The organism is Pseudomonas zhanjiangensis, assembly GCF_041027545.1.
Lineage (GTDB): Bacteria > Pseudomonadota > Gammaproteobacteria > Pseudomonadales > Pseudomonadaceae > Aquipseudomonas > Aquipseudomonas zhanjiangensis.
The window spans coordinates 93,684-118,075 of record NZ_JBFTEG010000009.1; the positions used below are offsets into that span (position 1 = coordinate 93,684).

Here is a 24,392-nt window from a genome sequence, read left to right on the forward strand (position 1 = left end):
GGGCGCACCCGCCGGCGGTCGCTGGCGGGTGAAGGCCGCGCGGCGCTGCGGCATACTGCGCGGCTCAGGCTCCGTGTGAATGCTCATGACCCCGTTGAAATACCTCCAGGGCTACCCGGCCCAGCTGCAGGACCAGGTGCGCCAGCTGATCGCCGGCGAACGCCTGGGCGACTACCTGGCCCAGCGCTACGGCGGCCGCCACAGCGTGCAGAGCGACAAGGCGCTGTACGCCTACACCATGGCGCTCAAGCAGGAGCACCTGAAGAACGCGCCGGCCATCGACAAGGTGCTGTTCGACAACCGCCTCGACCTGACCCATCGCGCCCTCGGCCTGCACACCGCGATCTCGCGGGTGCAGGGCGGCAAGCTCAAGGCCAAGAAGGAGATCCGCGTGGCCGCGCTGTTCAAGGAGGCGGCGCCGCAGTTCCTGCAGATGATCGTGGTGCACGAGCTGGCGCACCTGAAGGAGAGCGAGCACAACAAGGCCTTCTACAAGTTGTGCGAATACATGCTGCCGGACTATCAGCAGCTGGAGTTCGACCTGCGCGTCTACCTGACCTGGCGCGACCTGCAGGGCCGCGCGCCGACGTGAGCGGCAGTCCGGCGCGGTTCAGCCACGCAACATCACGTTGAGCTGGTCGACCACTTCCGCCCAGTCGGCGTCCTCGAGAATTTCCTCGCGCAGGAAGGCGGCCTGGGCCGGACTCCAGAAGGGCGCATCGGCGAGCTTGCAGTCCTCTGCCAGGGGCGCGTGGGTGGCGATGAAGCGGTCGATGCTGGCCGGGTCGGCGTCCAGGCCGAGCTGCTTGAACAGTGCCGGCAGTTCATGAACGGGGCTTTCCATTGGTGCTCCTCCAGAGGCGGGATGGGTCATCTCCTTGAGCCTAGCGCAGTTGGCGCCGGCCACGGCGGCTGTGTCCGGTTGGCCCGACGGGCCAGCCAGGCGCCATGCTGGCGGCCGGCGGCCGTCAGCTGATAGGCTGCGCGGCAAACCCAAGGACCGGTCGAGGTGTGCAAGCTATGAGTCCAGGCTATGGCCGCCGCATTGCCCTGGCCTGGTTTTGCCTGCTGCTGGCCGGGCCGCTCCAGGCGCGTGAGCTGCTGGCGGTCGGCACCCGCTTCCCCGGGGTATTCGAGCGCCAGGACGACGGGCAGTACGCCGGCCTGGCCACCAGCCTGCTGCGCGAGGCCCTCGAGCCGCTCGGTTACCGCCTGAGTTTCGCGCTCTATCCTTGGGCCCGCGCGCAGCACATGGTCGAACTGGGGCAGGCCGATATCCTTATCGGTCCTTACAAGAATGCCACGCGCGAAGCGCAATTCGCCTTCTCGGACCGCCCCTTCTACCGCGATCGCATCGTCTTCTATCGCAGCAGCGCTCGCCAGCTGGACTGGGACGGCGACTATCGGCCGCTGGCCGGGCGGCGGATCGGCGTGGTGCGTGGCTGGTTCTATGGCGAGGGTTTCGAGCGGGCGCGCGAGCAGCTTGAGCTGATCACGGTCGAAGGGGTCGAGAACGGGCTGCGCATGCTCGGTCAGGGGCGCCTGGACCTGCTGGCGAGCAATCAGCGCAATACCCGCCCGGTGCTGCTGGCGCTGGGCATCAGCGACAGCTTCAGCCAGCTCGCGCCGTTGATCGACCAGCAGGACGGCTACTTCGCCTTTCCCCGCCAGGATGGCCACCGCGCCCTGCGCATGGACTTCGACCGGTCATTCGAGCGGCTGATCGAGCAGGGCCGGCTGGCGCAGCTGGCCGATCGCTGGCAGGTGGTCATTCCCTGAGCCGGGCGACGGCGCTCATTCGGCCTGCAGGACCTCGAAGCGCTGCAGCCTGTCGCCGACCCGAATCTCGATGTCGTCACCCGGGCCGCAGCCGAGCAGGCGTTGGCCCAGCGGTGCGCGTGGGCTGATCACCTGTACCTGCTGTCCATCCAGCACCACCTTGGCCCCGGCGCCGTCGGGGCCGAGCAGCAGGCATTGCTCGTTGCCCCGGGCGTCGGCCAGCCAGACCAGGGCGCCGAGCTGGATGCCCTGCTCGGCGTCGAACGCCCGCAGCTGCAGGGATTGCCAGGCGCTCAGGGCCTGGCGGATCTCTTCGACCCGGCGCGATTGGCCGGCGGCCAGGTAGGACGCTTCCAGGCCCAGGGTGTCGTACTTGTTCTCGGCGATGTTCTCTTCATGGGTCGCCGCCTCATGGGCGCTCTGCGCGGCCTGGCGGGCCTGGGCCAGGTCGGCCTGCAGGCGTTCGAGGATCAGGTGCTGGAGCTGGGTCTTGTTCACGCGGCGACTCGCAGGGCTGGCGGTTGAAAGAGGGCGGATTATCGGTCAAGGGCCTGCCGCCGTGCACCAAAGTCTAGTGGGCCGGGCGCGGCGAAGCGGGCATGCTGGGCGCGAAGCTTTTTACCCCCGAGGGTGGTGGCATGGATTTTCTGCGTTCGATCGGTTTGCTCTTCCTGTTCTTGCTGGTGCCGCTGGGCGCCCTGCTGGCCAGTTTCCCCGGCCCCATCGCCGACTGGCTGAGCGCGCTGCTGGGCCTCGAGGTCAGCCGCGGCAACCTGGGGGCCGGCTTCATGCTGCTGGCGGCGATCTGCCTGCGCATCGATCTGGGCATCCGCCGCCGTGCCCAGGCCGCCAAGGCCGCCACCGCCTGAGGCTGATGCAGACGCTGCAGCCTTGCCCTCCTTGGCTACACTGGCGCTTGAAGCGGGAGGGCGCTGCATGGACGAATTACAGTCGGATTACTCGGTCTACCGTCAGGTAGTCAGCCAGTTGCTGAACGACCAGGAGCAGCTGCCCAGCCTGCCGATGCTGACCCTGGAGATTCGTCGGGCGCTGGCCACCCCCGAGGTCAGCATGGCGCGCCTGCACGGTTTGATCGGCAAGGACCCGGCGCTCAGCGCGCTGCTGGTCAAATATGCCGCCAGTCCGTTGCAGCGCACCCGGGTGATGCCCAGGACCCTGCAGGACGTGTTGCGCGTGCTGGGCATGCAGCAGGTCGACCGGGTGGTGATGATGCACAGCATCAAGAGCCTGTTCACCCTGCAGAGCCCCAGTCACAAGCAACTGTTCCTGGCCGCCTGGCAGCGCCTGACCCTGAAGGCCAGCCTGTGCGGGTTTCTCGCCCGGACCCTGGGCGCTGTGCCGCCCGAGCAGGCGGTGCTGGCCAGCCTGCTCAGCGACGTCGGTGCCCTGGCGCTGCTCTCGGCGTTCAAGGATTCCAGCCTGGCGCCGTCGCCGGCACATTACCAGGCGCTGTGCCAGCGCTATGGCCACTCGCTCGGCGCGATGCTGCTGAACAAGTGGGCGGTGGACGAGGAGTATGTGCACATCGTCCGCGCCCTGGGCGACTGGAGTGCGCCCGGGGCGGCCCGGCTCGAGCTGATCGATCTGGTCAACCTGGGCCACTACCACGTCCTTCTGGAGGCCGGCGAGACCGACGGCCTGCCGCCACTCGCCGAGCTGGCGGCCTATGCCAAGCTCTACCCGCCGCGGGACGAGCTGGCCGGCGACGGCGCCCTGGCCCTGGTGGCGCACAACTGGGAGGAGATTCACGCGCTGGCCGCGGTGTTGCGCTAGCGGCGTGGACGGCGCTCGGCCCGGCCTGCTCCTCCGCGCGGTCCCTCAGCGCTCGGATGTTTCGTCGCCCTTGCGCAGGTGCGCGGCCAGGGTGCGCAGCGGGCCGAGCTGGCGGCAGATCAGGGCCAGTTGGGTCTGGACCAGACGTTGGCGATCGTCGAGGTCCTCGGGCATCTGCTCCAGTTCGCTGGCGAACTGTTCCTCGGCGTCGCTGTGGATCGCCACCGGACGATCCTCGGCCAGGCTGCTGGCGATGCCGTCGAGGCTGTCGGCCAGCAGGCCGGCCCGCTCCAGCAGGCGGCTCTGCGCCTCGGCCGGCAGGCTTTCGTCGCGGTGCGCGCCGAGGCCGGAGAGGTAGCTGAGCAGGGTGTGCGAGAGCACCAGGAAGCGGAAGCCGATGTCCGCTTCCTTACGGAAATGCCCCGGTTCCATGAGCATGTTGCCCAGCGTGGTGGACAGCGCCGCGTCGGCGTTGTGGGCGTTGCGCCGGGCCAGGCGGTAGGCCAGGTCGTCGCGCTTGCCGCTGGCGTACTGCTGGATGATCTGGCGCAGGTAGGTGCTGTTGCAGCTGAGGGTGTTGGCCAGCATGCGGTTGAGCCGGCGACCCTGCCAGTCCGGCAGGATCAGGAACACCGCCAGCCCGGCGATCAGGCTGCCGATCAGGGTATCGATCAGGCGCGGCACGATCAGGCCGTAGCCGTCGCCGACCTGGTTGAAGCAGAACAGCACCAGCAGGGTGATGGCCGCGGTGGCCAGGGTGTAGCGGCTGCTGCGGGTGGCGAAGAAGGCGACCCCGGCGGCCACGGCGATGAAGGCCTGCACCAGCGGGCTGGGAAACAGGTCGAACAGGGCCCAGCCCAGGACCAGGCCGAGCACGGTGCCGGCGATCCGCTGCACCAGCTTGAGGCGGGTGGCGCCGTAGTTCGGCTGGCAGACGAACACCGTGGTCAGCAGAATCCAGTAGCCCTGGGCCGGATGGATCCAGTGCAGCACGCCGTAGCCGGCGGCCAGGGCGATGGGCAGGCGCAGGGCATGGCGGAACAGCAGCGAGGTCGGCGTCAGCTGCAGGCGCAGGCGTTCGGCCACCTCCTTGAGCGAATGCGGTTCGCGGTCCAGCAAGCTGCTGTCCTGCTCCTCGGCCAGGGCATCCGGGTTGCTGGCATCGCTGAGCAGCCGGTCGAGGCTGGCCAGGTTGCCGGCCAGGGCGCCGAGCGAGCGCAGTAGGTGGCGCCAGGCCGGGTTGCTCTGCAGGCGCAGGTGGGCGAGGGAGGCGTGCAGGTCGTCGAGGGCCTGGCTGCAGAGCTCGCGGTATTCGAACGGCTGGCGCAGCTCGATGGCCTGGGCCAGGCGCTGGCAGGCCTCGCCATGCAGGCGCAGCAGGCGCTGGCAGCGGAACAGTACGTCGCTGTGGAAGAAGGCCTCGGCCAGTTCGTTGTAGGGGTAGTGCGAGGAGCTGGCGCGTTCGTGCAGGTCCTGGGCGAGGAAATACAGCTTCAGGTAATGGCTGACCTTGGCGCTCGGCCGCTCGTTGCCGACCCGGTGCAGGATAACTTCCTTGGCGGCGTTCAGCGCCGCCACCACCCGACCGTTCTGCTGGGCCAGGGCCAGGCGCCGCTGTTCCACGTCCAGCTGGCGCAGTGGCTCGAACAGCGCGGCCTTGAGCTTGAGGTAGTGGCCCAGTTCGCGGAACAGCCGGGCCAGGCTGTGCTGCACCGGCTGGTGGGCGAACAGGGCGTTCCAGATCACCGACAGCGATCCGTACCAGGCGGCGCCGGCCACCAGCAGCAGTGGTTGCAGGCCGAGGCCGTTGCTGCCGCCGCGTTGCTCGACGCCGATCATGCTGTAGATCGCCAGGATCAGGGTGGCCGAGCCGAGGGTCGCATAGCGCTCGCCCAGGGCGCCGAGCATGGTCAGGGCGAAGCTGGACAGGGCCAGGGCCGCGACGAACAGCCAGGGGTAGGGGAACAGCAGCTCCACCGTGTAGGCGGCCGCGCTGAAGCAGGCGAGGGTCACCAGCAGGGCGGCCAGGCGGCCCTGCCAGCTGTCGTCGGTCTCGGCCAGGGCGCTGGCAATGACCCCGAGGACCAGCGGGATCAGCGCCTGCATCCAGCCCTGGGCCCAGCACAGCGCCAGGCTGCCGGCGAGGGCGATGAACACCCGCAGGCTGTAGCTGAACTTGTCCAGCGCCCACAGGCGGCGCAGGGAATGGCTGAGGCGGAGGCTGGCCATAGGGGGGGCGATCTTCGCGGAGAAAGTTAGCTAGCAGACTAACGGAATATTCGTCCGCCTCGTAGCCTTCTCCCACTTGGAGTCGATGGCTCCAGCCGCACCGTCGCCAGGGCCGACTTGCCCGCCGGGGCGATGGACTATTCTCTTAGGCAGGCAGCCGCATTGCCGCTCGAGTCTCACCCACGGCGGCTGTCGTGGAGTGCATCGTGAAGGTTGCGCCGCTTCGTTCGTGGCTCCTCGCCCTGACCCTGTTGCTGATGCCGCTGGGCCTGCTGGCGGCGCCTGCCAGCGTGGTGGAGTTGCGCATCGACGGGCCGATCGGCCCGGCCAGCGCCGATTACGTGGTGCGCGGGCTGGCCAGGGCGGTGGAGGACGGCGCCCAGCTGGTGGTGCTGAGCATCGACACCCCCGGCGGCCTGGACACCTCGATGCGCGACATCATCAAGGCGATCCTCGCCAGCCCCATTCCGGTCGCCAGCTATGTCGCGCCGAGCGGCGCGCGGGCCGCCAGTGCCGGGACCTATATCCTTTATGCCAGCCATATCGCGGCGATGGCCCCGGGCACCAACCTCGGCGCCGCCACCCCGGTACAGATCGGCGGCATGCCCGGCTCGCCCTCGCCGAGCCCGGACAAACCGGCGAAGGCTGGCAAGGACGACAAGGCCGAGCCGGGGCAGTCGGCCAAGGAGCCGGCCGGCGACGACGCCGCCCCCGCGCCGGGCGATACCCTGAGCCGCAAACAGATCAACGACGCCTCGGCCTATATCCGCGGCCTGGCGCAGCTGCGCGGGCGCAACGTCGAGTGGGCCGAGCGGGCGGTGCGCGAAGCGGTCAGCCTGTCCGCCGCGGAGGCACTGGAACTCAAGGTGGTCGACTACCTGGCCGCCGATATGGCCGATCTGCTCAGGCAGCTCGACGGCAAAACCTTCAGCGCCGCCGGCGTCGAAGTCACCCTGCATACCGAGGGCGCGCTGCTGATCAGTCGCGAGCCGGACTGGCGGGCCAAGCTGCTGGCGGTGATCACCAACCCCAGCGTGGCCCTGCTGCTGATGATGATCGGGGTCTACGGCCTGTTCCTCGAGTTCTCCAACCCCGGCACCGGGGTCGGTGGCGTGCTCGGTGGCATCTGCCTGATCCTGGCGCTGTATGCCTTGCAGCTGTTGCCGGTGAACTACGCCGGGGTGGCGCTGATCCTGCTCGGCATCGCCTTTATCGCCGCCGAGGCTTTCGTGCCGAGCTTCGGCGTGCTCGGTATCGGCGGGGTGGTGGCGTTCACTTTCGGCGCGGTGATCCTGATCGATACCGAGGTGCCCGGCTTCGGCATACCCCTGCCGCTGATCGTCACCCTGGCCCTGACCAGCGGCCTGGTGATCTTCGCCATCCTCAGCATGGCCCTGCGCGCCAGGCGGCGAACGCTGGTTGGCGGCGACAGCGAGCTGATCGGCAGCATCGCGCAGGTCAACGCGGTGCAGCCGAGCAAGCCGAACAGCGGCTGGGTGCTGCTGCAGGGAGAGAACTGGCAGGTGCTCAGCCAGGCGCCACTGAAACCTGGCCAGCAGGTGCAGGTGGTGGCGCGCAAGGGCTTGCTACTTGACGTGGTCGCGGTCGACGGGACACCGCCACAAGGAGACTGACGATGGGCTTTCAATTGAGTTTCATCACCCTGGCGATGCTGGTGATCCTGCTGCTGGCCTCGGCGATCCGCATCCTGCGCGAGTACGAGCGCGGCGTGGTGTTCCAGCTCGGACGTTTCTGGAAGGTCAAGGGCCCGGGCCTGGTGATCATCATTCCGGTGATCCAGCAGATGGTTCGGGTCGACCTGCGGACCATCGTCCTCGACGTGCCGACCCAGGACGTGATCTCCCGCGACAACGTGTCGGTGAAGGTCAATGCGGTGGTGTACTTCCGCGTACTCGACCCGGAAAAGGCGATCATTCAGGTCGAGGACTACCACGGCGCCACCAGCCAGCTGGCCCAGACCACCCTGCGCGCGGTGCTCGGCAAGCATGAACTGGACGAGATGCTCGCCGAGCGCGAACGGCTCAACGCCGATATCCAGCAGGTGCTCGATGCCCAGACCGATGCCTGGGGGATCAAGGTGGCCAATGTCGAAATCAAGCACGTCGATCTCGACGAGTCGATGATCCGCGCCATCGCCAAGCAGGCCGAGGCCGAACGCGAGCGACGGGCCAAGGTGATCCATGCCGAGGGTGAGCTGCAGGCCTCGGAGAAACTCATGCAGGCCGCCGAGATGCTCGGCCGTCAGCAGGGCGCCATGCAGCTGCGCTACATGCAGACCCTGAGCAATATCGCCGGGGACAAGAACTCGACCATCGTCTTTCCGCTGCCGATCGACCTGATGCGCGGCCTGATGGAGCCCAGGAACAAAGGCTAGGCCGCCCACCTGCGCCCGGCCGGGAGACGCCCATGAACCGCCGTCACGCCAGCATCCTCGAGACCATCGGGCGCACGCCGGTGATCCGCATCAACCGCCTGGCACCGCCGGGCATCGAGTTGTACGTCAAGGTCGAGGCCTTCAATCCCATGGGCTCGGTCAAGGACCGCATGGCGCTGAGCGTGATCGAGGCCGCCGAAGCCAGCGGCGCCCTGCGCCCGGGGCAGACGGTGATCGAGGCCACCAGTGGCAACACCGGCATCGGCCTGGCCATGGTCTGCGCGGCCAAGGGCTATCCGCTGGTGGTGACCATGGCCGAGAACTTCAGCATCGAACGGCGCAAGATCCTGCGCTTTCTCGGCGCCCAGGTGGTGCTCACCCCGGCGGCGCAGAAGGGCAGCGGCATGGTCGGCAAGGCCGAGGAACTGGCCGCGGCGCACGGCTGGTTCCTGGTCCGCCAGTTCGAGAACGAGGCCAATGCCGACGCCCATACCCGCACCACCGCCCTGGAGATCCTCGAGGCCTTCGCCGAGAATCCGCTCGACTACTTCGTCACCGGCTATGGCACCGGCGGCACCCTCAAGGGCACCGCGCGGGTCCTGCGCCAGTGCAGCCCGGCGACCCGCATCCTGGTCTGCGAGCCGGACAACTCGCCGCTGCTGGGCAGTGGCATCGAGCAGCAGCGCGACGCCGAGGGCCGGCCGCTGGACAGCCATCCGGCGTTTCGGCCGCACCTGATGCAGGGCTGGACCCCGGACTTCATTCCCAAACTCACCGAAGATGCACTCCGTCTCGGCCTGGTCGACCGGATCATGCCGGTCAACGGCAATCAGGCGCTGTATTTCGCCCGTGAGCTGGCGCGCCAGGAAGGCATCTTCTGCGGGCCCTCGAGCGGCGCCACCTTCGCCGGCGCCATGGCCCTGGCCGCCGAGGCCGAGCCTGGCAGCCGCATCCTGTGCATGCTGCCGGATACCGGCGAGCGCTACCTGTCCACCCCGCTGTTCGAGGATATCGCCGTGGACATGACCGAGCAGGAGCAGGCGCTGGCCCGCTCGACGCCCAATTACCGCTTCGATGTTGTGCCGGCCCCCGCCGCCGCGGAGCCCCTGGCCGCCGAGGAGGCCGTGGACGCCGAGGCCGAAGCGCTGCTGACGCAGCTGCTCGGCGACCGCCAGCAACCGTTGGTGATGTTCGCCCTGGAGTGGTGCGAGTTCTGCTGGTCGGCGCGCAAGCTGTTCAATGCCCTCGGCCTGGCCTACCGCTCCATCGATCTGGATTCGGTCGAGTACCAGCAGGACGACCTTGGCGGGCGCCTGCGCGCGGCGCTGCGGCATATGACCGGGCAGCGCACCATTCCACAGATCTTCATCGGCGGTGAGTCGATCGGTGGTTGCAGTGAGCTGTTCGCCGCCTATGCCGATGGCCGTTTCGAGACCCTGCTGCGCGCCCACGGCATGACCCTGGCAGACCGGCCCCGGGTGGATCCGGCCACGCTGGCACCGGGCTGGCTGCATCCACGCGCTTGAGCGCGCTGGACAAGCTGTCGGGCAGGAGCATGGTTGCCAGAGTTTCTCCTGTCAGGTGTCTATTTGTCCGGTATATCACCTGAGCTACGGCTGATTTACAGGGAGGCTGGCGTCGCGGCTCTTCTAGACTTCTAGGTAGTGCAGCGCCACCCGCGGCTGGCAGATGAGGAGAGAATCATGCGAATCGGCGTCCCCAAAGAGATCAAGAACCACGAGTACCGGGTCGGCCTGACCCCGCAATCGGTAGCCGAGCTGACCGTCCTGGGCCATGAGGTCTGGGTCGAGACCCACGCCGGCACCGCCATCGGCTTCAGCGATGCCGATTATCTGGCAGCCGGCGCACAGATCGCCAAGGACGCCGCCCAGGTGTTCGCCGAAGGGCAGTTGATCGTCAAGGTCAAGGAACCCCTGAGCGCCGAGCGCGCGCGCCTGAGCCCGGAGCACACCCTGTTCACCTACCTGCACCTGGCGCCGGACCGGCCGCAGACCGACGAGTTGATCGCCAGTGGCGCCACCTGCATCGCCTACGAGACGGTCACCGATGGCCATGGCCGCCTGCCGCTGTTGGCGCCGATGTCCGAGGTGGCCGGGCGCATGTCGATCCAGGCCGGGGCCAGCTGCCTGGAGAAAGCCAGGGGCGGTCGCGGCGTGCTGCTCGGCGGGGTACCGGGGGTGGCGCCGGGCAAGGTGGTGATCCTCGGCGGCGGCGTGGTCGGCAGCCACGCCCTGGCCATGGCGGTGGGGCTGGGCGCGGATGTCACCGTACTGGACAAGAGCGTCGATGCCCTGCGCCGTCTGGACAACCAGTACGCCAGCCGCATCACCACCCTCTATTCGACCCGCGCCGCGGTGCGCGAGCAGGTGCTGGCGGCGGATCTGGTGATCGGCGGGGTGCTGATACCCGGGGCCGCCGCGCCCAAGCTGATCACCGCCGAGATGGTCAGGCAGATGCAGCCTGGTTCGGTGCTGGTGGACGTGGCCATCGATCAGGGCGGCTGCGCGGAGACCTCCAAGGCCACCACCCATGCCGATCCGACCTATGTGGTCGACGAGGTGGTGCACTACTGCGTGGCCAACATGCCGGGCGCCGTGGCCCGCACCTCGACCCTGGCGCTGAACAACGCGACCCTGCCGTTCGTCATCGCCCTCGCCAGCAAGGGCACCCGTCGTGCGCTGGAGGAAGACCCGCACCTGTGCAACGGGCTCAACGTGGCCAAGGGCGTGATCACCTGCGCCAGCGTGGCCGAGGCCCATGGCCTGCCCTATCGGTCGCCGGGCAGCCTGCTGGAGCAACTCTAGCGCCGACAGTGCCGGCCCGGTCGTTCAGCGCCCGCTGATCAGGCTGGTACGGCCCAGTAGCGGCAGGCGCGCCAGGCGCTGCAGCAGCGGGGCGCAGAGGCGCTCCAGGGCATCGCTGAGCCTGGCCGCGAAGGGCGTGAAGCAGCCCCAGGCCAGGCCCAGCAGGCTCAGCAGTACGCCACCGACCAGGGCATCGGAGGCCCAGTGGGCGCCGGCGACCAGGCGCGGCAGCATGAACAGCAGCGCCAGGCTCCAGATCAGCAGCAGGCGCCAGCCGCGGGCGGCGAAACTGAGGAACGCTGCCCAGAGCAGCAGGACCGAGGCGTGGTCGCCGGGGAAGCTGCGGCTGGCGCTGTCCTTCATGTCCCAGCGCTCTTCCCAGCCGGGAAACAGCTCGGTGAGGCGGGCGCTGCCCTCCACCACCAACGAGGCGCTCGGCCGTTGCCAGTCCATCAGCTTGACCAGTTCGGCGAAACCTACGCGGATCAGCAGCAGCACCAGCAGGGCGCCGAGGAAAGCGAACAGCGCCCGGCGCACCTGGCTGGCGTCGAAGATCAGATCGGCCTTGAGCATCACCGCCAGCATCACCAGGCCGACGGCCATATCAACCGGGCGCATGCTGCCGATCGCCCAGGCGTGGGCCCAGAGGCCGCCGTCGTGGACGGGCTGGTTGAGCAGGTTGAACAGCGCCAGGTCGAAGCGATCCCAGAGCTGGCGGCTTGGCTGCCACAGCCAACTGGCGAGCAGCAGCAGGGCGGCGATGTGGCAGGCCAGCAGGGGGCGCAGGCGCCATTGGCGATTGAGCATATGAGTGGACGTGACAGTGGACATGATGATGAGGACTCCCGTAATGAAAATGTCGCATTCCGTTGCGGCGCGCATAATAGGAAGTCATGTCCTCCATTGCAAAGCCCGGCATGGGCCCGAGCGGACAAACGTGAACCAGAACATGAGTCCTTGGCCCGGCCAACGCCTGTCGCAGGATAAGAGGCGCTTGGTTGGCTTGACGTTTACGCCTAAAATTGCCGGCTCGACCCCATTTCAGCGAATTGCGCATGTCTGATTTTTCCCAACGCTTCCTGTTCGACGACTCCGACATTCGCGGTGAGCTGGTTCGCCTGGAGGAGAGCTACCGGCACGTGCTGGCCAAGCACCCCTACCCGCAGCCGGTCGCTCAGTTACTCGGCGAGTTACTGGCCGCCGCGGCGCTGCTGGTCGATACGCTGAAGTTCGATGGCCTGCTGGTCCTGCAGGCCCGCTCTGCCGGCGCGGTGCCGCTGGTGATGGTCGAGTGCTCCAGCCGTGGCGAATTGCGCGGCATCGCCCGCTACGAGGCCGAGCGAATCGATGCCGGTGCCGGTCTGCCCGAGCTGATGCCCGAGGGCGTGCTGGCCATGACCATCGACCCGGACAAGGGCCAGCGCTACCAGGGCATCGTCAGCCTCGACGGGGCGACTCTGGCCGAATGCCTGTCCAGTTATTTCGCTACCTCCGAGCAGTTGCCCACGCGCTTCTGGCTGTGCGCCGATGGCCAGCGTGCCCGTGGCCTGCTGTTGCAGCAATTGCCCGCCGATCGTCTGAAAGACCCGCAGGATCGCGAAGCGAGCTGGCAGCATGTGGCAACCTTGGCGGGCACCCTGACGACCGAGGAACTGCTGAGCCTGGATAACGAGACCCTGCTCCATCGCCTCTATCACGAAGACCCTTTGCGTCTGTTCGAGCCGCGTGCCCTGGAGTTCCGCTGCAGTTGCTCGCGCGAGCGCTCGGCCAATGCGCTGATCAGTCTGGGTCAGGCCGATGCCGAGCTATTGCTCCAGGAGCATGCCGGCCAGGTGGTGATCGACTGTCAGTTCTGCAATCAGCGCTACGCCTTCGATGCCGCCGACGTGGGCCAGCTGTTTGCCGGTGGCGGCAGCGAGACGCCCTCGCACACGCGCCATTGAGGTGAATCGGGCGGCTACCGACCCGCTTCGCGGATCGGGTGCTGCCAAGGGAGGTGCTTTCTGGCATACTCCCGCGACTTTTTTATCGCTGTAGTAGTGTCAATCCTTTACTACAAAACGTTTGGAAGACTCGGCCGCCGGCCGACGGGGACCCCACATGACGCAAGCCAACAACGCCGTGTACACCGACATCAGTACCGCACAACTGGTCGAAGAGGCCATTCGTCGCGGCGAAGGCGAACTGGCCGCCAACGGCTCGCTGGTCGTGCGCACTGGCCACCGTACCGGCCGCTCGCCGGCCGACCGCTTCATTGTGCAGGAGCCGAGCACCGAGGCGCATATCGCCTGGGGCGCGATCAACCGTCCGTTCCCGGCCGACAAGTTCGACGCCCTGTGGGACCGCGTGCAGGCCTTCTCCGATGCCCAGGACAGCTTCGTCTCCCACGTCCATGTCGGCGCCGACGAGGCTCACTACCTGCCGGTCAAGATGACCACCGCCACCGCCTGGCAGAACCTGTTCGGCCGCTGCCTGTTCATCGAGCCGGAGCACTACAACCCGGTCACCAAGGAACAGTGGCAAGTACTCAACGTGGCCAATTTCGAATGCGTGCCCGAGCGTGACGGCACCCACTCCGACGGCTGCGTGATCATCAACTTCGCCGCCAAGAAGGTGCTGATCGCCGGCATGCGTTACGCCGGTGAGATGAAGAAGGCCATGTTCTCGGTGCAGAACTTCCTGCTGCCGGAAAAAGACGTACTGCCGATGCACTGCGCCGCCAACATCGGTGAAGATGGCGATGTGACCCTGTTCTTCGGTCTGTCCGGCACCGGCAAGACCACACTGTCGGCCGACGAAAGCCGCTACCTGATCGGTGACGACGAGCATGGTTGGGGCGAAGGCGTGGTGTTCAACATCGAAGGCGGTTGCTACGCCAAGTGCATCGACCTGTCCGAGAAGAACGAGCCGGTGATCTGGAAAGCCATCCAGTTCGGCGCCGTGCTGGAAAACGTGGTGCTCGACGAAAACCGCGTGCCGGACTACGCCGATGACAGCCTGACCCAGAACAGCCGCGCCGCCTACCCGCTGAGCCATGTCGAGAAGCGCAGCGAGAAGAACCTCGGCGGCGAGCCGAACGCGGTGATCTTCCTGACCTGCGACCTGACCGGCGTGCTGCCGCCGGTGTCGATCCTCAACGAGGAACAGGCCGCGTACCACTTCCTGTCCGGTTACACCGCACTGGTGGGTTCCACCGAAATGGGCAGCGGCGCCGGCATCAAGTCGACCTTCTCCACCTGCTTCGGCGCACCCTTCTTCCCGCGCCCGGCCGGCGAGTACGCCGAACTGTTGATCAAGCGTATCCGCGGCTTCGGCTCCAAGGTCTACCTGGTCAACACCGGCTGGACCGGTGGCGGCTATGGCGTCGGCAAGCGTTTCAACATCCCGACCACCCGTGGTGTGATCGCCGCCATCCAGAGTGGCGCGCTGATCGGCACCGAGACCGAGCAGCTGCCGATCATCAACCTGAGCGTGCCGAAGTCGGTACCGGGCGTCGAAACCAACCTGCTCAACCCGCGCAACACCTGGGCAGACCAGAACGCCTACGATGAAGCCGCCAAGGCGCTGGCCAAGCTGTTTATCGATAACTTCGAGAAATTCGACGTTTCCGACGCCATCAAGAACGCTGGCCCGCAGCTCTAAACCGCCGCCTGTCCTGCGCCAGAGCCGCCTTCGGGCGGCTTTGTCGTTTTGCTCGGCACGCCTTGCACAGACCCCGCTGCGGCGCCTGCGGCCCGCGCTGGAATCGGCCTCATCGCCGCGCTATGGTCACAGGCCATCCGGCGCTCATCGGAGTGACAGCCTGTGCACGACACCCTCGCGCGCGTCTTCGGTTTCCAGCAGCTGCGCCCCGGCCAGGAGGCCGTCGTCAGGGCCATCCTGGCCGGCCGCTCGGCGGCCGCGATCTTCCCCACCGGCTCCGGCAAGTCGCTGTGCTACCAACTGCCGGCGCTGCACCTGCCGCACCTGACGCTGGTGGTGTCGCCGCTGCTGGCGCTGATGCAGGACCAGCTGGCCTTTCTCCACCGGCTCGGCATCAGCGCGGCGAGCATCGATTCGGCGCAGAGCCGCGAGCAGGCCAGCGCGGTTATGGAGCGCGCCCGCTCCGGCGAGCTGAAGATCCTGATGATCTCGGTGGAACGCCTGAAGAACGAACGATTTCGCCACTTCATCGGCCAGGTGCCGATCTCCCTGCTGGTGATCGACGAGGCCCACTGCATCTCCGAGTGGGGCCACAACTTCCGTCCTGACTACCTCAAGCTGCCCGACTACCAGCGCCAGTTCGCCATCGGCCAGGTGCTGCTGCTCACCGCCACCGCCACCCCACCGGTGATTGCGGACATGCAGCGCAAGTTCGCCATCGCCAGTGAGGATGTGGTCACCACCGGTTTCTATCGGGCCAACCTCAACCTGCTGGTCGAGCCGGTTGCCGGACCTGACAAGCCGCGCCGCCTGGCGGAGTGGCTGGCGACCCGGGCCGGCCAGCCGAGCATTGTCTACGTCACCCAGCAGAAAACCGCCGAGCAGGTGGCCGAACTCCTGGCGCGCAGCGGCTTTCCGGCCAGCGCCTATCATGCCGGCATGGCCCATGAGGCGCGCGAGGCGATCCAGCGCGGGTTCATGGCGGGGCAGTTCAACTGCATCGTCGCCACCATCGCCTTCGGCATGGGCATCGACAAGAGCGACATCCGCAATGTGGTGCACTATGACCTGCCCAAGTCGATCGAGAACTACAGCCAGGAGATCGGGCGGGCCGGGCGCGATGGTCGGCCCTCCGACTGCCTGGTGCTGGCCAATCGCGACAGCCTCAACGTGCTGGAAAACTTCGTTTACGGCGACACGCCCGAGCACGAAGGCATTCGCCAGGTGCTGGAGGAACTGCGCGGGGCCAGCCAGGACGGTCAGTGGGAGCTGTTGCTGACGGCGCTGTCCGAGCAGAGCAATATTCGCCAGCTGCCACTCAAGACCCTGCTGGTGCAGCTGGAGCTGCGGGGCATCATCGCCCCGCGTTATGCCTACTTCGCCGAATACCGCTTCAAGTACCTGCTCGAGCCCGAGGCGCTGCTGGCCCGCTTCGAGGGCGAGCGGCGCCAGTTCGTCGAGGCCCTGGTCGGCACCTCGCAGCGCGCGCGGACCTGGTGCACGGTGGACTTCGACGCACTCTATTCACAGCATCGGGCCGAGCGCGGGCGGGTGGTCAAGGCGCTGGATTATTTCCAGGAGAAAGGCTGGATCGCACTGGAAAGCAAGCAGATGACCGAGGTCTATGGGGTGCTCGAGCCGGACTTCGATGCCCGGACGCTGACTGAGGAACTGTATGACTACTTCAAGCAGCAGGAGCGCAGCGAGATCGCCCGCATCGACGCCATGCTCGCGCTGTTCGAAAGTCCTCGGTGCCTGAGCCAGCGGCTGGCCGCCTATTTCGGCGATCACCAGGCGCCGCAGCAGTGCGGCCATTGCTCGGTGTGCCAGGGGCGGGTCGCCCAGCTGCCGCCGCCACCGCCTCTGCGCGCCTTGGTCGAACTGGACCCGCACGAGCTGTGCCGGGATTTCATCCTGCGCCATCAGGCGCTGAAGGGCGCCCCACCGGGCAGCGAATGCCTGACCCGCTTTCTCTGTGGGGTCAGTGCGCCCTTGTTCACCCGGCTGAAGGCGCGCGCTATCAGCGGCTTCGCCGCGCTGGACTGCTACCCCTATGCCGAGGTGCGTACTTGGGTCGAGGACGCCTTCGCCCTGGGCCGGCCCGACTGATGTCCATGGCCAGCGGGCAGCGGCTGCTGGTGGCGCACCATATCGATCTGGCAGTGCGCAGCGCGCATCTGCAAGTGGGCGATCGCGTGAAGTTCCATGGCGAGTACGAGTGGAATGCTCTGGGCGGCGTGATCCACTGGACCCATGGAGATCCCGCCGGGCGTCACCCGGACGGTTGGCTGAAACACCGCGGCCGCGTCTACCAGGAGGCGGTAGGGCTACGCCTAATCATGCAATGTGTGGGGAAGGGCCGAGACGATGCGGTAAGGGCCCGCACTCGTCTCGGCGTTGGTCGACGTTCACTCGGTGACTGTTCAAGCGATAGTGCGTGCCGCCTGGGCGACTGCCAGGGTGCGGCGCAGGGATGCAGTGCGGAGCAGTGCGAACAGTTCACGGATAGCCCAAGGCCGTCCTCGGCGTTGTTCGGCGCTGTACGCGGCGTGCCATTTGCCCTGACGCGTGCTACGGCGATGCGCTTGCGCGCCTAATTAGCTCGCTAGATTTTTCGGCCGGCAACCACGGCCCGACACATCGACTCCAAGGTTACACGTGCATTCTGCTCTTCGGCGGCCAGGCCTAGCTGCAGGGGCACGCGGGCGCTGAGTAGGTGAAAAATGGTACTGCGGATCGTCATCGGCTCAATCCCTCCCTGTTGCTCACCTAGCTCTCAAGATAGCGCGGCGCCTGAGATTTGCTTAGAGCGAGTGGCGATAAATGTTCCGCTGCTAGATTCGCCTTGTATAACGGCATCCGCCAGGGGCGCCAGCGGTGCGGCTGTATGCAACTGGCGGCGCGTGTCCGCAGCAGCGCTCAGGTCAGGCCCGTCTGCGCATCCAGGTACAAGTATGTCGACTACAGACAACAGCGTTCGCGCCAAGGGCTCTAGGGTGGCCAGAAGTTTTTAGTCCGACCACCCTGGAGCGATCATGCCTAATCCGATTACCGTTCTGCGCGATACCACCCCCGTACCCGTGCTCGATGCCTGCAAGTGGGAGCGCATCGAGGGCGAGCCGCATACCGTCAACCTGAATGCCTATACCTCCGAAGACGGCAAGAAGATCATGGGGACCTGGATCTGCACCCCCGGCAAGTGGCGGGTCGCCTACGACAAGTGGGAGTACTGCCACTTCCAGGAAGGCTACTGCATCATCACCCCGGACGGCATGCAGCCGATTCACCTGAAGGCCGGCGACATCTTCGTCGTCGAACCCGGCATGACCGGCACCTGGGAAGTCGTCGAGACCGTGCGCAAATATTTCGTGTTTGCCTGAGGTTTCCGGCCCCACGCATCAGACAAAGAGCCCGCCGTCCGCGGGTTTTTTGTTTTCAGGCTGAACGCTCGGCATGTCTGCGCCAGACAGGGACGACCCGGGCAGAACCGGCCAGGCAGTTGTAGACTCAAACCCATATGGGCTGCGCAAACATAATTGGCGACACATTTCGGGGGAGATTTTTATCGTACAGGCATCGACAAATGCCTTCGCCGAGAGGAACTATGTAGCCAGGAAGTTCAAGACCGGAAGAAGAAGTGAGGCACCTTATGCAAGTTCAAGTGAACAGCAATCACATCGAAGGAAGTGCCCGGCTCCAGGAGTGGGTAAGTGCGACTCTGACAGAGCGCCTGGACCGCTTCGACGAGTTTTTAACCCGTATCGAAGTTCACCTCACCGATGAGAACGGCAGCAAGGCCGGTGTCGACGACAAGCGCTGCCACATCGAAGCGCGTCCCAAGGGGCATCAATCCGTATCCGTCACCCACAAGGCCGCCACGCTGGACCTCGCCGTCGAGGGTGCCGCCGAGAAGATGCGCCATGCCCTCGATCACCTGATCGGCAAGCTCGAGGTCAAGGCCGTGTCGACCGGGCATATCGATGATCCGCGTTTCGACGAGGAGCCCGCCCATGTGACCGAAGCCCTGCTGCAGGAAGAGTTCCTGGCCAAGCAGGAAGCCCTCGGCCGCTACTGAGTTTTCTCCCTTCGATCTAGCGTCCGCGTGGCTGCCTGGGGGGCAGCCACGCGGCGCCGCCGGCAGCATAGAAATGTCCGCCATCGTGACTTCTCAGCTGGCCAGTGGCCATGTATGCTTTGTGACGCGCTTCACGGATGACGGCAGCGCACCCTCATGATGGCGCCAGCCACTGGACGAAAGGACTCGACCATGAAGACCCAGAAAGAACAGCGGCAGCTCCCCGCGCTGCGCGCGCATATCGATAGAATGCTCAGCGACGGCTGGCAGATCATCAGTCGTAGCCCGCTCAAGCTGCGCAGTGGACGCAAGACCTGCCTGGTCGTGCATGGCATGCTGATCGGCGAAGGCGCCAGTTGACAGCACTGTGGGCATCCGGTCGCGCCGCCCCAGGTTATCGTTCGGCCTCGGCTTGCTGCGCCATGCGCTGCAGATAGGCGGCGAAGTCCGGGTCTTCGCCCCTTAGCAGCTCCGGCAGTCGCTCGCGGAAGTCCTCACGCTGGCTCCACTCGCGCATGTAATCCTCCCAGGAGTTCCAGCGCCGGCGTTTTTTCGCGTCCATGTGCTCGTCGTACACCAGCAGATAGGCGCGCTCGAACAGCGAGATAAGCATGTCGAAGATCAGCAGCATGCGTTCATGCTGTTCCTCATTGAGATCGGGGGTGGCCGGCTGACTGCGCAGCTTCAGGTCGGGGTTGGCCAGCACCACCTCGAGGAAGTCGATGTAGGCGTCGCAAATCAGCTGCCAGGTGGCCTCCTCCTCGTTCGCGCGTTCCTTGCGCTGTTCGAATAGGAACACCCCGATCGCGAATGGCAAGGCCACTACCGTGACGATATAGGACAGCAGTTCCCAGGTTTGCAGCGTCATCTCGACCTCCGTTTAACAGCGCCCGCTTCGTCCCCGATACCGCTGCCGCCGTGCGGGCGGCCCCTTTAGGCGGGGGCAGCGCCGCAGCCAGCACAGGCGCCCATGCAACGGCTGCAGGTGCGCGCTGAGGCGACTAGATCACCTCGGCGCTGGCGGCCCTGATCAAGGCTTCTATCTCCTCGGCCGAGCAGGGCTTGCTGAACAGGTAGCCCTGCATCAGGTCGCAGCCTTCGCTCAGCAGAAAGCTCAGGTGGTCATGGTTCTCCACGCCCTCGGCGATCACCTTGATGCCCAGGGAATGGGCCAGGGTAATGATGGCCGAGAGAATCACCCCGTTGTTGCGCTCCTGCAGGTCGAGAATGAAGCTGCGATCGATCTTGAGAATGTCGATCGGCAACGTCTGCAGGTAACTGAGCGAAGAGTAGCCGGTGCCGAAATCATCCAGGGCAATCTGAACCCCCAGCGTGCGCAGTTGCTGCAGGTTCTTCAGGACCTGCTCGTGGCCCTGCAGCAGGGCCGTCTCTGTCAGCTCGACGTAGAGGTCGTCGGCATCGAGCCTGTGCTTGTCCAGCAGCGTGCCGATCTGTCGGGCGATGTCGGGCTGGCTCAGTTGCACGCTGGACAGGTTGATGCCGACCCGTAGCGCTAGGCCGGCCCGCCGCCAGGCGGCGACCTGACGCGCCGCCGCTTCCATGACCCACTGGCCGATCGGCAGAATCAGGCCATTTTCCTCGGCCAGGGGAATGAACTTGTCGGGGGGCACTAGTCCCAGCTGCGGGTCGTTCCAGCGAATCAGCGCCTCGGCGGAGATCATGCGCAGGGTCTTGCTGTCGACGATGGGCTGGTACACCAGGTGAAAGTCCAGGGTCTCCACGGCCCTGTGCAGGTGCTGGTCGAGCTCGATGCGCTGGTGCGAGCGTTCGGCGATGCTCTGCGAGAAGAACTGGTAGTTGTTCTTGCCGCGCATCTTGGCGTGGTACATCGCCAGGTCGGCGTGCTTGACCAGGGTTTCCACATCCGTGCCGTCTTCCGGGTAGATGGCGATACCGATGCTGCAGCCGACGTAGCAGTGGCTGTCACCCAACGCGATGGGCTCGCCCAGCGCCGTGATGATGCGCTCGGCTATCGGGCCGGCCAGGTGATCGGCATTGGCTTGATGCAGCAGCAGGGTGAACTCGTCGCCGCCCAGGCGGGCCATGTCATGGCGCACGTCGTGATCGGTCGTGCGGCTGAGGTAGTCATGGTCACGTAGGTGGGCCTGGAGAATCTCGCTGACCTTGATCAGCAACTGGTCGCCGGCGGGATGGCCCTTGGTGTCATTGATATGCTTGAAGTTGTCCAGGTCGAGAAACAACAGGGCCAGCTTGCCGCGGTTCAGGCGCGCCGTCTCGATCTCGCGGCGTAGCGTCTTGATGAACATATGCCGGTTGGGCAGGCCGGTCAGGCTGTCACTGAAGGCCAGGTTGCGGATGCGCTCATTGGATTTGTAGAGGGCCAGGCTCATCTGGTTGAAGGAGCGGTTCAATTCGCTGATCTCGTCGTCGTTCTGCATCGGCAGCGGGACCTGGACCAGTTGTCGTTGCTGGCCGAGGCTGGCCAGCGCCTGGTTGAGACGCTCGACTGGTCGCAGGAGGCGGTTGCGGATCACCACCAGCAGCAGCGGAACCGAGAGCGCGATGGCCGCCAGGCAGATCAGCAGCACCAGCACGCCGATCCTGCGTGACTGGCTCAGCAGCACGTCCTCGGGGATCAGCAGGTGCGCCCAGAGCCCCTCGGCCAGGCGCTTGGCGTGGTGCTGGTAGGCTTCCTCGCCCAACAGGCTGCGGTGCACGCCCGGCGGGCCGGCGGTGATCGGGGCGAGCGCCACCTGCTCGAGCAATGGCGAGCGCTCAAGCGACCGGGAGGCGGCCAGCAACTGGCCCTGTTCGTCACTGAGCAGCAGGCCTCCCCGTGGCCAGGGCGAGGGCGTCAGGGTGTCGATCAGGGCGTCAAGGCTGACGGTCAGGCTCAGGTAGCCGCGTAGCTGCGGTTGGGCGTTATAGGAGTCCAGGGCCGGGTCGATCAGGCGAATCGCGCGGGAGACATACAGCGCCGGTTGTCGATTGTCGGGGTTGACCGCGATGCGGCTCGAGGTGGCGAGCGCGGAGGCCTGCATCGCCAGGAAGGTGGCGCTCTGCGCCTCTTCTTCGCTCTGATTGGGCAGCTCGCCGGCCGTTATGCGCAGGTCTTCGTAACCGTCGGGCAGCAGCACGCGGATCTCGTAGTACTGAGGGAAGACCCGCTGAATGTTGATCAGGCTGTTCTGCAGGGGGCGCTGCAGCAGCATGTAGCGCTCTTCGGCTTCCTCGGTCAGCAGGTATTTCTGCAGCAGGGGATCTTCGGCAAGCAGCGCGACGTTGGCGCCGGCGGTGTTGATCATCTGCTGCAGCTGGCCGTCGAGGCGGGCGAGGAGCAGATGGATCTGCTCCTCGCCCCTTTTCTGCGAGCTGTTCTTGAGCTCGAAGAACGCCAGCAGCCCAGCCATCAGCAGCGGTATGGTGATCAGCGGCACGACCAGCAAGGGCAGGCGGGTACTGAGCTTCATGGTGTCCTCGGCATTGATCGGGCGTGGCGGCGCGCGCGCATCGTCTAGCGCAGGATGCTTGCGCTGATCTGGTTGCGCAGGCGCAGCGCCCTGGCCGGCAAGGGGGAATAGAACTCGGATGAGGCCAGGCTGGCGGAATCGGGGTAGATGACCGGATCGGCCAGCAAGTCCTCGGGCAACAGCGCCTGCGCTGCGCGGTTGGGGGTGGCGTAGTGGACGTACTGGGCCTGCTGCGCGGCATTGGCCGGCACGTTGATGAAGTCGAGAAAGGCATAGGCCAGGTCGGGGCTGCGCGCCCTGTAGCCGAGGGCGAAATAGTCGATCCAGAGGTTGCCGCCTTCGCTTGGCAGGACATAGCGCAGGTGCTCGTTGTGCGCCTGCAGCATCAGCGCATCGCCGCTGTACATCATGGAGGCGACAATTTCGCCGCTGAGGATCGGCGAGGTTTCGTCGAGGGAGATGTAGTTGTAGCTGCGCACATGGGGCTTCTGCGCCAGCAACAGGGCCTGGGCGGCCTTGAGCTGCCCGGCGTCGCTGCTGTTGGCCGAATAGCCCAGGGCCTTGAGGCTCATGCCGATCAGGTCGCGGGTGTCGTCGATCATGGCGATCTTGCCGCGCAATTCCGCCGCCGGGCGGAACAGTTGCTGCCAGGTGGAGATGGGCGCGTTCACCAGGTCGCTTCGGTAGGCGATGCCCAGGGTGCCCCAGAAGTAGGGCACGCCATAGCGCTGCGCGGCGGGAAAGGCCCGCAGCCAGTAAGGGTCGATATGCCTGAAGTTGGCCAGGCGGGCATGCTCCAGCGGGGCGATCCAGCGGCGCTTGGCATAGGCGGCCAGATCGCTGCCGGAGGTCAGGATGAGGTCGTAGCCCTCGGCGTCATTCTCCAGCAGCATCTGGGTGCGCGCTTCGTCGGTGCTGTAGTAGCTCTCGATGACCTTGACGTCCCGTTGACGCTCGAATGCCTCGATCAGCGCCGGGTCCAGGTAATCGGACCAGTTGAGGATCAGCAACTGGCGCGTGGCGCCCTGGCTGGCCTGGGCGATCAGCAGGCAGGCGGCCAGGGCAAGCAGGCGGCGAAGTATCGGCATCATGCGCAAACCTCCTGGAATCGGTCCGTCAGAGCAAGGGTAGCCGGTTATTGTGTCCGTTCCCTGTTGCCGGGATTATTTCCTCGCGCACTAGGTGCGAGCCGCCGATGGCCCTGGCTCGGGCGGCGCCGGCCCGCTCAGCGCTGGCCGATGGCGACCATCTGTTCGATCAGCCACTGCAGTGCGGCGTCGCGCTGGCGCTGGGCCGGGCTGACGATTTCCAGGTGGAAGGAGCCGATCGGCATGGGCAGGTCGAACAGCTGCAGCGGCAGCAGGGCGGCGAAGTGGCGGGCCAGCTGGGTCGGCAGCACCGCGGCCAGTTCGCTGCTGGCGACGATATGCGCGGCCTGCAGGTAATTGGGCGTGGTGTAGAGAATCTCGCGGCTGAGACCCTGCTCGCCGAGCCACTGGTCGACCATGCCGCGGGTCTGGCCACCGTGCACCCAGAGGTGGCGCAGCCCGAGGAAGGTGTCGAGGTCCAGCTTGCCGTGCACCTGCGGGTGGCCCCGGCGCAGGGCCAGCTGCAGGGTTTCGCTCATCCAGTGACGGCGGGCGAAGCGGGCGGGCACCTCCTCGAAGCGGCCCAGAGCCAGGTCCAGCTCGCCCTTGTCCAGCGCATCGACCGGCAGGCTCGGCGTCAGGTGGCGGATGTCCAGGCGGATGCCCGGCGCCTGGCGGCTGAGCTGCTCGAGCAGGCGCGGCATGCAGATCAGCTCGACGTAGTCGGTGACGGCGATGCGAAAGCGCTGGCTGCTGCTGGCCGGGTCGAAACGCTCGCCGGCGCTGAGGCTCTGCTCGATCTGCTGCAGGGCGGCGCGGATCGGCGCTTCCAGGGCCTGGGCCCGTGGAGTCGGCTGCATGCTGCGACCGACCCGCACCAGCAGCGGGTCGTCGAGCAGTTCGCGCAGGCGGTTTAGGGCGTTGCTCACCGCCGGCTGGCTCAGGGCCAGGCGTTCGGCGGCGCGCGAAACGTTGTGCTCGCGCATCAGCGCATCGAACACCCGCAACAGGTTGAGATCGAAGGTCAAGATATTCATAAGCTAAATACGACTTATCACAAGACTAAATTTCAAAAATAGTAGCGCCTTGCTTAAGGTGAATGGCGATTTTTTT

General features: G+C 66.2%; 23 protein-coding genes. 15 read left to right on the plus strand and 8 right to left on the minus strand.

All coding sequences use genetic code 11. The features are described from left to right. Positions 1-85: 85 nt before the first annotated feature. Complete coding sequence (locus tag AB5S05_RS12665) at positions 86-592, plus strand: M48 family metallopeptidase (protein ID WP_369287890.1); 507 nt, start codon at positions 86-88, stop codon at positions 590-592. A gap of 18 nt (positions 593-610) precedes the next feature. Here the strand turns inward: AB5S05_RS12665 and AB5S05_RS12670 are convergent, their stop codons facing one another. Next, a complete protein-coding gene (locus AB5S05_RS12670) occupies positions 611-844 on the minus strand; it encodes a DUF2789 domain-containing protein (RefSeq protein WP_369287891.1) in 234 nt (77 codons plus the stop codon). Between the two features lie 176 nt (positions 845-1,020). On the opposite strand from AB5S05_RS12670, the gene AB5S05_RS12675 reads away from it, so the two are divergent. Next, the gene (locus tag AB5S05_RS12675) at positions 1,021-1,779 is read left to right on the plus strand and encodes a substrate-binding periplasmic protein (protein WP_369287892.1); all 759 of its coding nucleotides are present in this window, start codon (positions 1,021-1,023) and stop codon (positions 1,777-1,779) included. Positions 1,780-1,794: 15 nt separating this feature from the next. Here the strand turns inward: AB5S05_RS12675 and AB5S05_RS12680 are convergent, their stop codons facing one another. Then, the gene (locus AB5S05_RS12680; RefSeq protein ID WP_369287893.1) at positions 1,795-2,277 is read right to left on the minus strand and encodes a GreA/GreB family elongation factor; all 483 of its coding nucleotides are present in this window, start codon (positions 2,275-2,277) and stop codon (positions 1,795-1,797) included. A gap of 140 nt (positions 2,278-2,417) precedes the next feature. Here AB5S05_RS12680 and AB5S05_RS12685 point away from each other — a divergent pair, with 140 nt between their 5' ends. Together AB5S05_RS12685 and AB5S05_RS12690 are read left to right on the plus strand one after the other, a co-directional pair. After that, a complete protein-coding gene (locus tag AB5S05_RS12685; RefSeq protein ID WP_369287894.1) occupies positions 2,418-2,648 on the plus strand; it encodes a hypothetical protein in 231 nt (76 codons plus the stop codon). 67 nt (positions 2,649-2,715) lie between these two features. After that, on the plus strand, positions 2,716-3,573 hold the full coding sequence (locus tag AB5S05_RS12690) for an HDOD domain-containing protein (protein ID WP_369287895.1): 858 nt from the start codon (positions 2,716-2,718) through the stop codon (positions 3,571-3,573). Between the two features lie 45 nt (positions 3,574-3,618). Here AB5S05_RS12690 and yccS read toward each other — a convergent pair whose 3' ends face one another. Next, positions 3,619-5,802, minus strand: coding sequence for a YccS family putative transporter (yccS, locus tag AB5S05_RS12695; RefSeq protein ID WP_369287896.1), 2,184 nt, complete (start codon positions 5,800-5,802; stop codon positions 3,619-3,621). Between the two features lie 257 nt (positions 5,803-6,059). Here yccS and AB5S05_RS12700 point away from each other — a divergent pair, with 257 nt between their 5' ends. The 4 genes from AB5S05_RS12700 (at position 6,060) to ald (ending at position 11,022) form a co-directional block, all read left to right on the plus strand. After that, the gene (locus AB5S05_RS12700) at positions 6,060-7,436 is read left to right on the plus strand and encodes an NfeD family protein (RefSeq protein ID WP_438943578.1); all 1,377 of its coding nucleotides are present in this window, start codon (positions 6,060-6,062) and stop codon (positions 7,434-7,436) included. A gap of 2 nt (positions 7,437-7,438) precedes the next feature. Continuing rightward, positions 7,439-8,197 carry a slipin family protein gene (locus tag AB5S05_RS12705; RefSeq protein WP_369287898.1) on the plus strand — a complete coding sequence of 253 codons (759 nt, stop codon included), beginning with the start codon at positions 7,439-7,441 and terminating at the stop codon, positions 8,195-8,197. Positions 8,198-8,229: 32 nt separating this feature from the next. Further along, on the plus strand, positions 8,230-9,723 hold the full coding sequence (locus tag AB5S05_RS12710) for a pyridoxal-phosphate dependent enzyme (protein ID WP_369287899.1): 1,494 nt from the start codon (positions 8,230-8,232) through the stop codon (positions 9,721-9,723). Between the two features lie 177 nt (positions 9,724-9,900). Then, the gene (gene ald, locus AB5S05_RS12715; RefSeq protein ID WP_369287900.1) at positions 9,901-11,022 is read left to right on the plus strand and encodes an alanine dehydrogenase; all 1,122 of its coding nucleotides are present in this window, start codon (positions 9,901-9,903) and stop codon (positions 11,020-11,022) included. 24 nt (positions 11,023-11,046) lie between these two features. Here the strand turns inward: ald and AB5S05_RS12720 are convergent, their stop codons facing one another. Continuing rightward, complete coding sequence (locus AB5S05_RS12720) at positions 11,047-11,853, minus strand: phosphatase PAP2 family protein (protein WP_369287901.1); 807 nt, start codon at positions 11,851-11,853, stop codon at positions 11,047-11,049. Between the two features lie 218 nt (positions 11,854-12,071). Between AB5S05_RS12720 and hslO the strand changes: the two genes are divergently transcribed. The 7 genes from hslO to AB5S05_RS12755 all read left to right on the plus strand — a co-directional run bounded on the left by hslO (position 12,072) and on the right by AB5S05_RS12755 (position 19,099). After that, positions 12,072-12,965, plus strand: coding sequence for an Hsp33 family molecular chaperone HslO (hslO, locus tag AB5S05_RS12725; RefSeq protein ID WP_369287902.1), 894 nt, complete (start codon positions 12,072-12,074; stop codon positions 12,963-12,965). A gap of 157 nt (positions 12,966-13,122) precedes the next feature. Next, positions 13,123-14,664 carry a phosphoenolpyruvate carboxykinase gene (locus AB5S05_RS12730; RefSeq protein WP_369287903.1) on the plus strand — a complete coding sequence of 514 codons (1,542 nt, stop codon included), beginning with the start codon at positions 13,123-13,125 and terminating at the stop codon, positions 14,662-14,664. A 162-nt stretch (positions 14,665-14,826) separates the two neighbouring features. Beyond that, positions 14,827-16,773, plus strand: a complete 1,947-nt coding sequence (locus AB5S05_RS12735) for a RecQ family ATP-dependent DNA helicase (RefSeq protein WP_369287904.1) — start codon at positions 14,827-14,829, stop codon at positions 16,771-16,773. A 5-nt stretch (positions 16,774-16,778) separates the two neighbouring features. After that, positions 16,779-17,261 (plus strand): DUF3465 domain-containing protein, encoded by a 483-nt coding sequence (locus AB5S05_RS12740; protein ID WP_369287979.1) that lies wholly within the window; start codon positions 16,779-16,781, stop codon positions 17,259-17,261. A 438-nt stretch (positions 17,262-17,699) separates the two neighbouring features. Then, positions 17,700-18,044, plus strand: coding sequence for a cupin domain-containing protein (locus AB5S05_RS12745; RefSeq protein ID WP_369287905.1), 345 nt, complete (start codon positions 17,700-17,702; stop codon positions 18,042-18,044). Between the two features lie 269 nt (positions 18,045-18,313). Then, entirely contained in the window at positions 18,314-18,739 is a 426-nt protein-coding gene (locus AB5S05_RS12750; protein WP_369287906.1) for an HPF/RaiA family ribosome-associated protein, read from the plus strand. 192 nt (positions 18,740-18,931) lie between these two features. Continuing rightward, positions 18,932-19,099 (plus strand): hypothetical protein, encoded by a 168-nt coding sequence (locus AB5S05_RS12755; RefSeq protein WP_369287907.1) that lies wholly within the window; start codon positions 18,932-18,934, stop codon positions 19,097-19,099. 34 nt (positions 19,100-19,133) lie between these two features. On the opposite strand, the gene AB5S05_RS12760 is transcribed toward AB5S05_RS12755, so the two are convergent. The 4 genes from AB5S05_RS12760 to AB5S05_RS12775 all read right to left on the minus strand — a co-directional run bounded on the left by AB5S05_RS12760 (position 19,134) and on the right by AB5S05_RS12775 (position 24,316). Next, complete coding sequence (locus tag AB5S05_RS12760; RefSeq protein WP_369287908.1) at positions 19,134-19,607, minus strand: hypothetical protein; 474 nt, start codon at positions 19,605-19,607, stop codon at positions 19,134-19,136. A 133-nt stretch (positions 19,608-19,740) separates the two neighbouring features. Continuing rightward, positions 19,741-22,191: a putative bifunctional diguanylate cyclase/phosphodiesterase gene (locus AB5S05_RS12765; protein ID WP_369287909.1), complete on the minus strand. Its 2,451-nt coding sequence runs from the start codon at positions 22,189-22,191 to the stop codon at positions 19,741-19,743. 44 nt (positions 22,192-22,235) lie between these two features. After that, the gene (locus AB5S05_RS12770; protein ID WP_369287910.1) at positions 22,236-23,282 is read right to left on the minus strand and encodes a polyamine ABC transporter substrate-binding protein; all 1,047 of its coding nucleotides are present in this window, start codon (positions 23,280-23,282) and stop codon (positions 22,236-22,238) included. Between the two features lie 134 nt (positions 23,283-23,416). Continuing rightward, positions 23,417-24,316 (minus strand): LysR family transcriptional regulator, encoded by a 900-nt coding sequence (locus AB5S05_RS12775; RefSeq protein WP_369287911.1) that lies wholly within the window; start codon positions 24,314-24,316, stop codon positions 23,417-23,419. Between the last annotated feature and the right edge of the window lie 76 nt (positions 24,317-24,392).

Coding starts and splice junctions, on each gene's coding strand:
- AB5S05_RS12700 (WP_438943578.1), top strand. CDS start 6,060: ATGCCGCTGGGCCTGCTGGCGGCGCCTGCCAGCGTGGTGGAGTTGCGC.
- AB5S05_RS12760 (WP_369287908.1), bottom strand. CDS start 19,607: ATGACGCTGCAAACCTGGGAACTGCTGTCCTATATCGTCACGGTAGTG.
- AB5S05_RS12730 (WP_369287903.1), top strand. CDS start 13,123: ATGACGCAAGCCAACAACGCCGTGTACACCGACATCAGTACCGCACAA.
- AB5S05_RS12765 (WP_369287909.1), bottom strand. CDS start 22,191: ATGAAGCTCAGTACCCGCCTGCCCTTGCTGGTCGTGCCGCTGATCACC.
- AB5S05_RS12675 (WP_369287892.1), top strand. CDS start 1,021: ATGAGTCCAGGCTATGGCCGCCGCATTGCCCTGGCCTGGTTTTGCCTG.
- AB5S05_RS12720 (WP_369287901.1), bottom strand. CDS start 11,853: ATGTCCACTGTCACGTCCACTCATATGCTCAATCGCCAATGGCGCCTG.
- AB5S05_RS12775 (WP_369287911.1), bottom strand. CDS start 24,316: ATGAATATCTTGACCTTCGATCTCAACCTGTTGCGGGTGTTCGATGCG.
- AB5S05_RS12745 (WP_369287905.1), top strand. CDS start 17,700: ATGCCTAATCCGATTACCGTTCTGCGCGATACCACCCCCGTACCCGTG.
- AB5S05_RS12685 (WP_369287894.1), top strand. CDS start 2,418: ATGGATTTTCTGCGTTCGATCGGTTTGCTCTTCCTGTTCTTGCTGGTG.
- AB5S05_RS12740 (WP_369287979.1), top strand. CDS start 16,779: ATGGCCAGCGGGCAGCGGCTGCTGGTGGCGCACCATATCGATCTGGCA.
- AB5S05_RS12705 (WP_369287898.1), top strand. CDS start 7,439: ATGGGCTTTCAATTGAGTTTCATCACCCTGGCGATGCTGGTGATCCTG.
- AB5S05_RS12670 (WP_369287891.1), bottom strand. CDS start 844: ATGGAAAGCCCCGTTCATGAACTGCCGGCACTGTTCAAGCAGCTCGGC.
- ald (WP_369287900.1), top strand. CDS start 9,901: ATGCGAATCGGCGTCCCCAAAGAGATCAAGAACCACGAGTACCGGGTC.
- AB5S05_RS12690 (WP_369287895.1), top strand. CDS start 2,716: ATGGACGAATTACAGTCGGATTACTCGGTCTACCGTCAGGTAGTCAGC.
- yccS (WP_369287896.1), bottom strand. CDS start 5,802: ATGGCCAGCCTCCGCCTCAGCCATTCCCTGCGCCGCCTGTGGGCGCTG.
- AB5S05_RS12750 (WP_369287906.1), top strand. CDS start 18,314: ATGCAAGTTCAAGTGAACAGCAATCACATCGAAGGAAGTGCCCGGCTC.
- AB5S05_RS12755 (WP_369287907.1), top strand. CDS start 18,932: ATGAAGACCCAGAAAGAACAGCGGCAGCTCCCCGCGCTGCGCGCGCAT.
- AB5S05_RS12665 (WP_369287890.1), top strand. CDS start 86: ATGACCCCGTTGAAATACCTCCAGGGCTACCCGGCCCAGCTGCAGGAC.
- AB5S05_RS12770 (WP_369287910.1), bottom strand. CDS start 23,282: ATGATGCCGATACTTCGCCGCCTGCTTGCCCTGGCCGCCTGCCTGCTG.
- AB5S05_RS12710 (WP_369287899.1), top strand. CDS start 8,230: ATGAACCGCCGTCACGCCAGCATCCTCGAGACCATCGGGCGCACGCCG.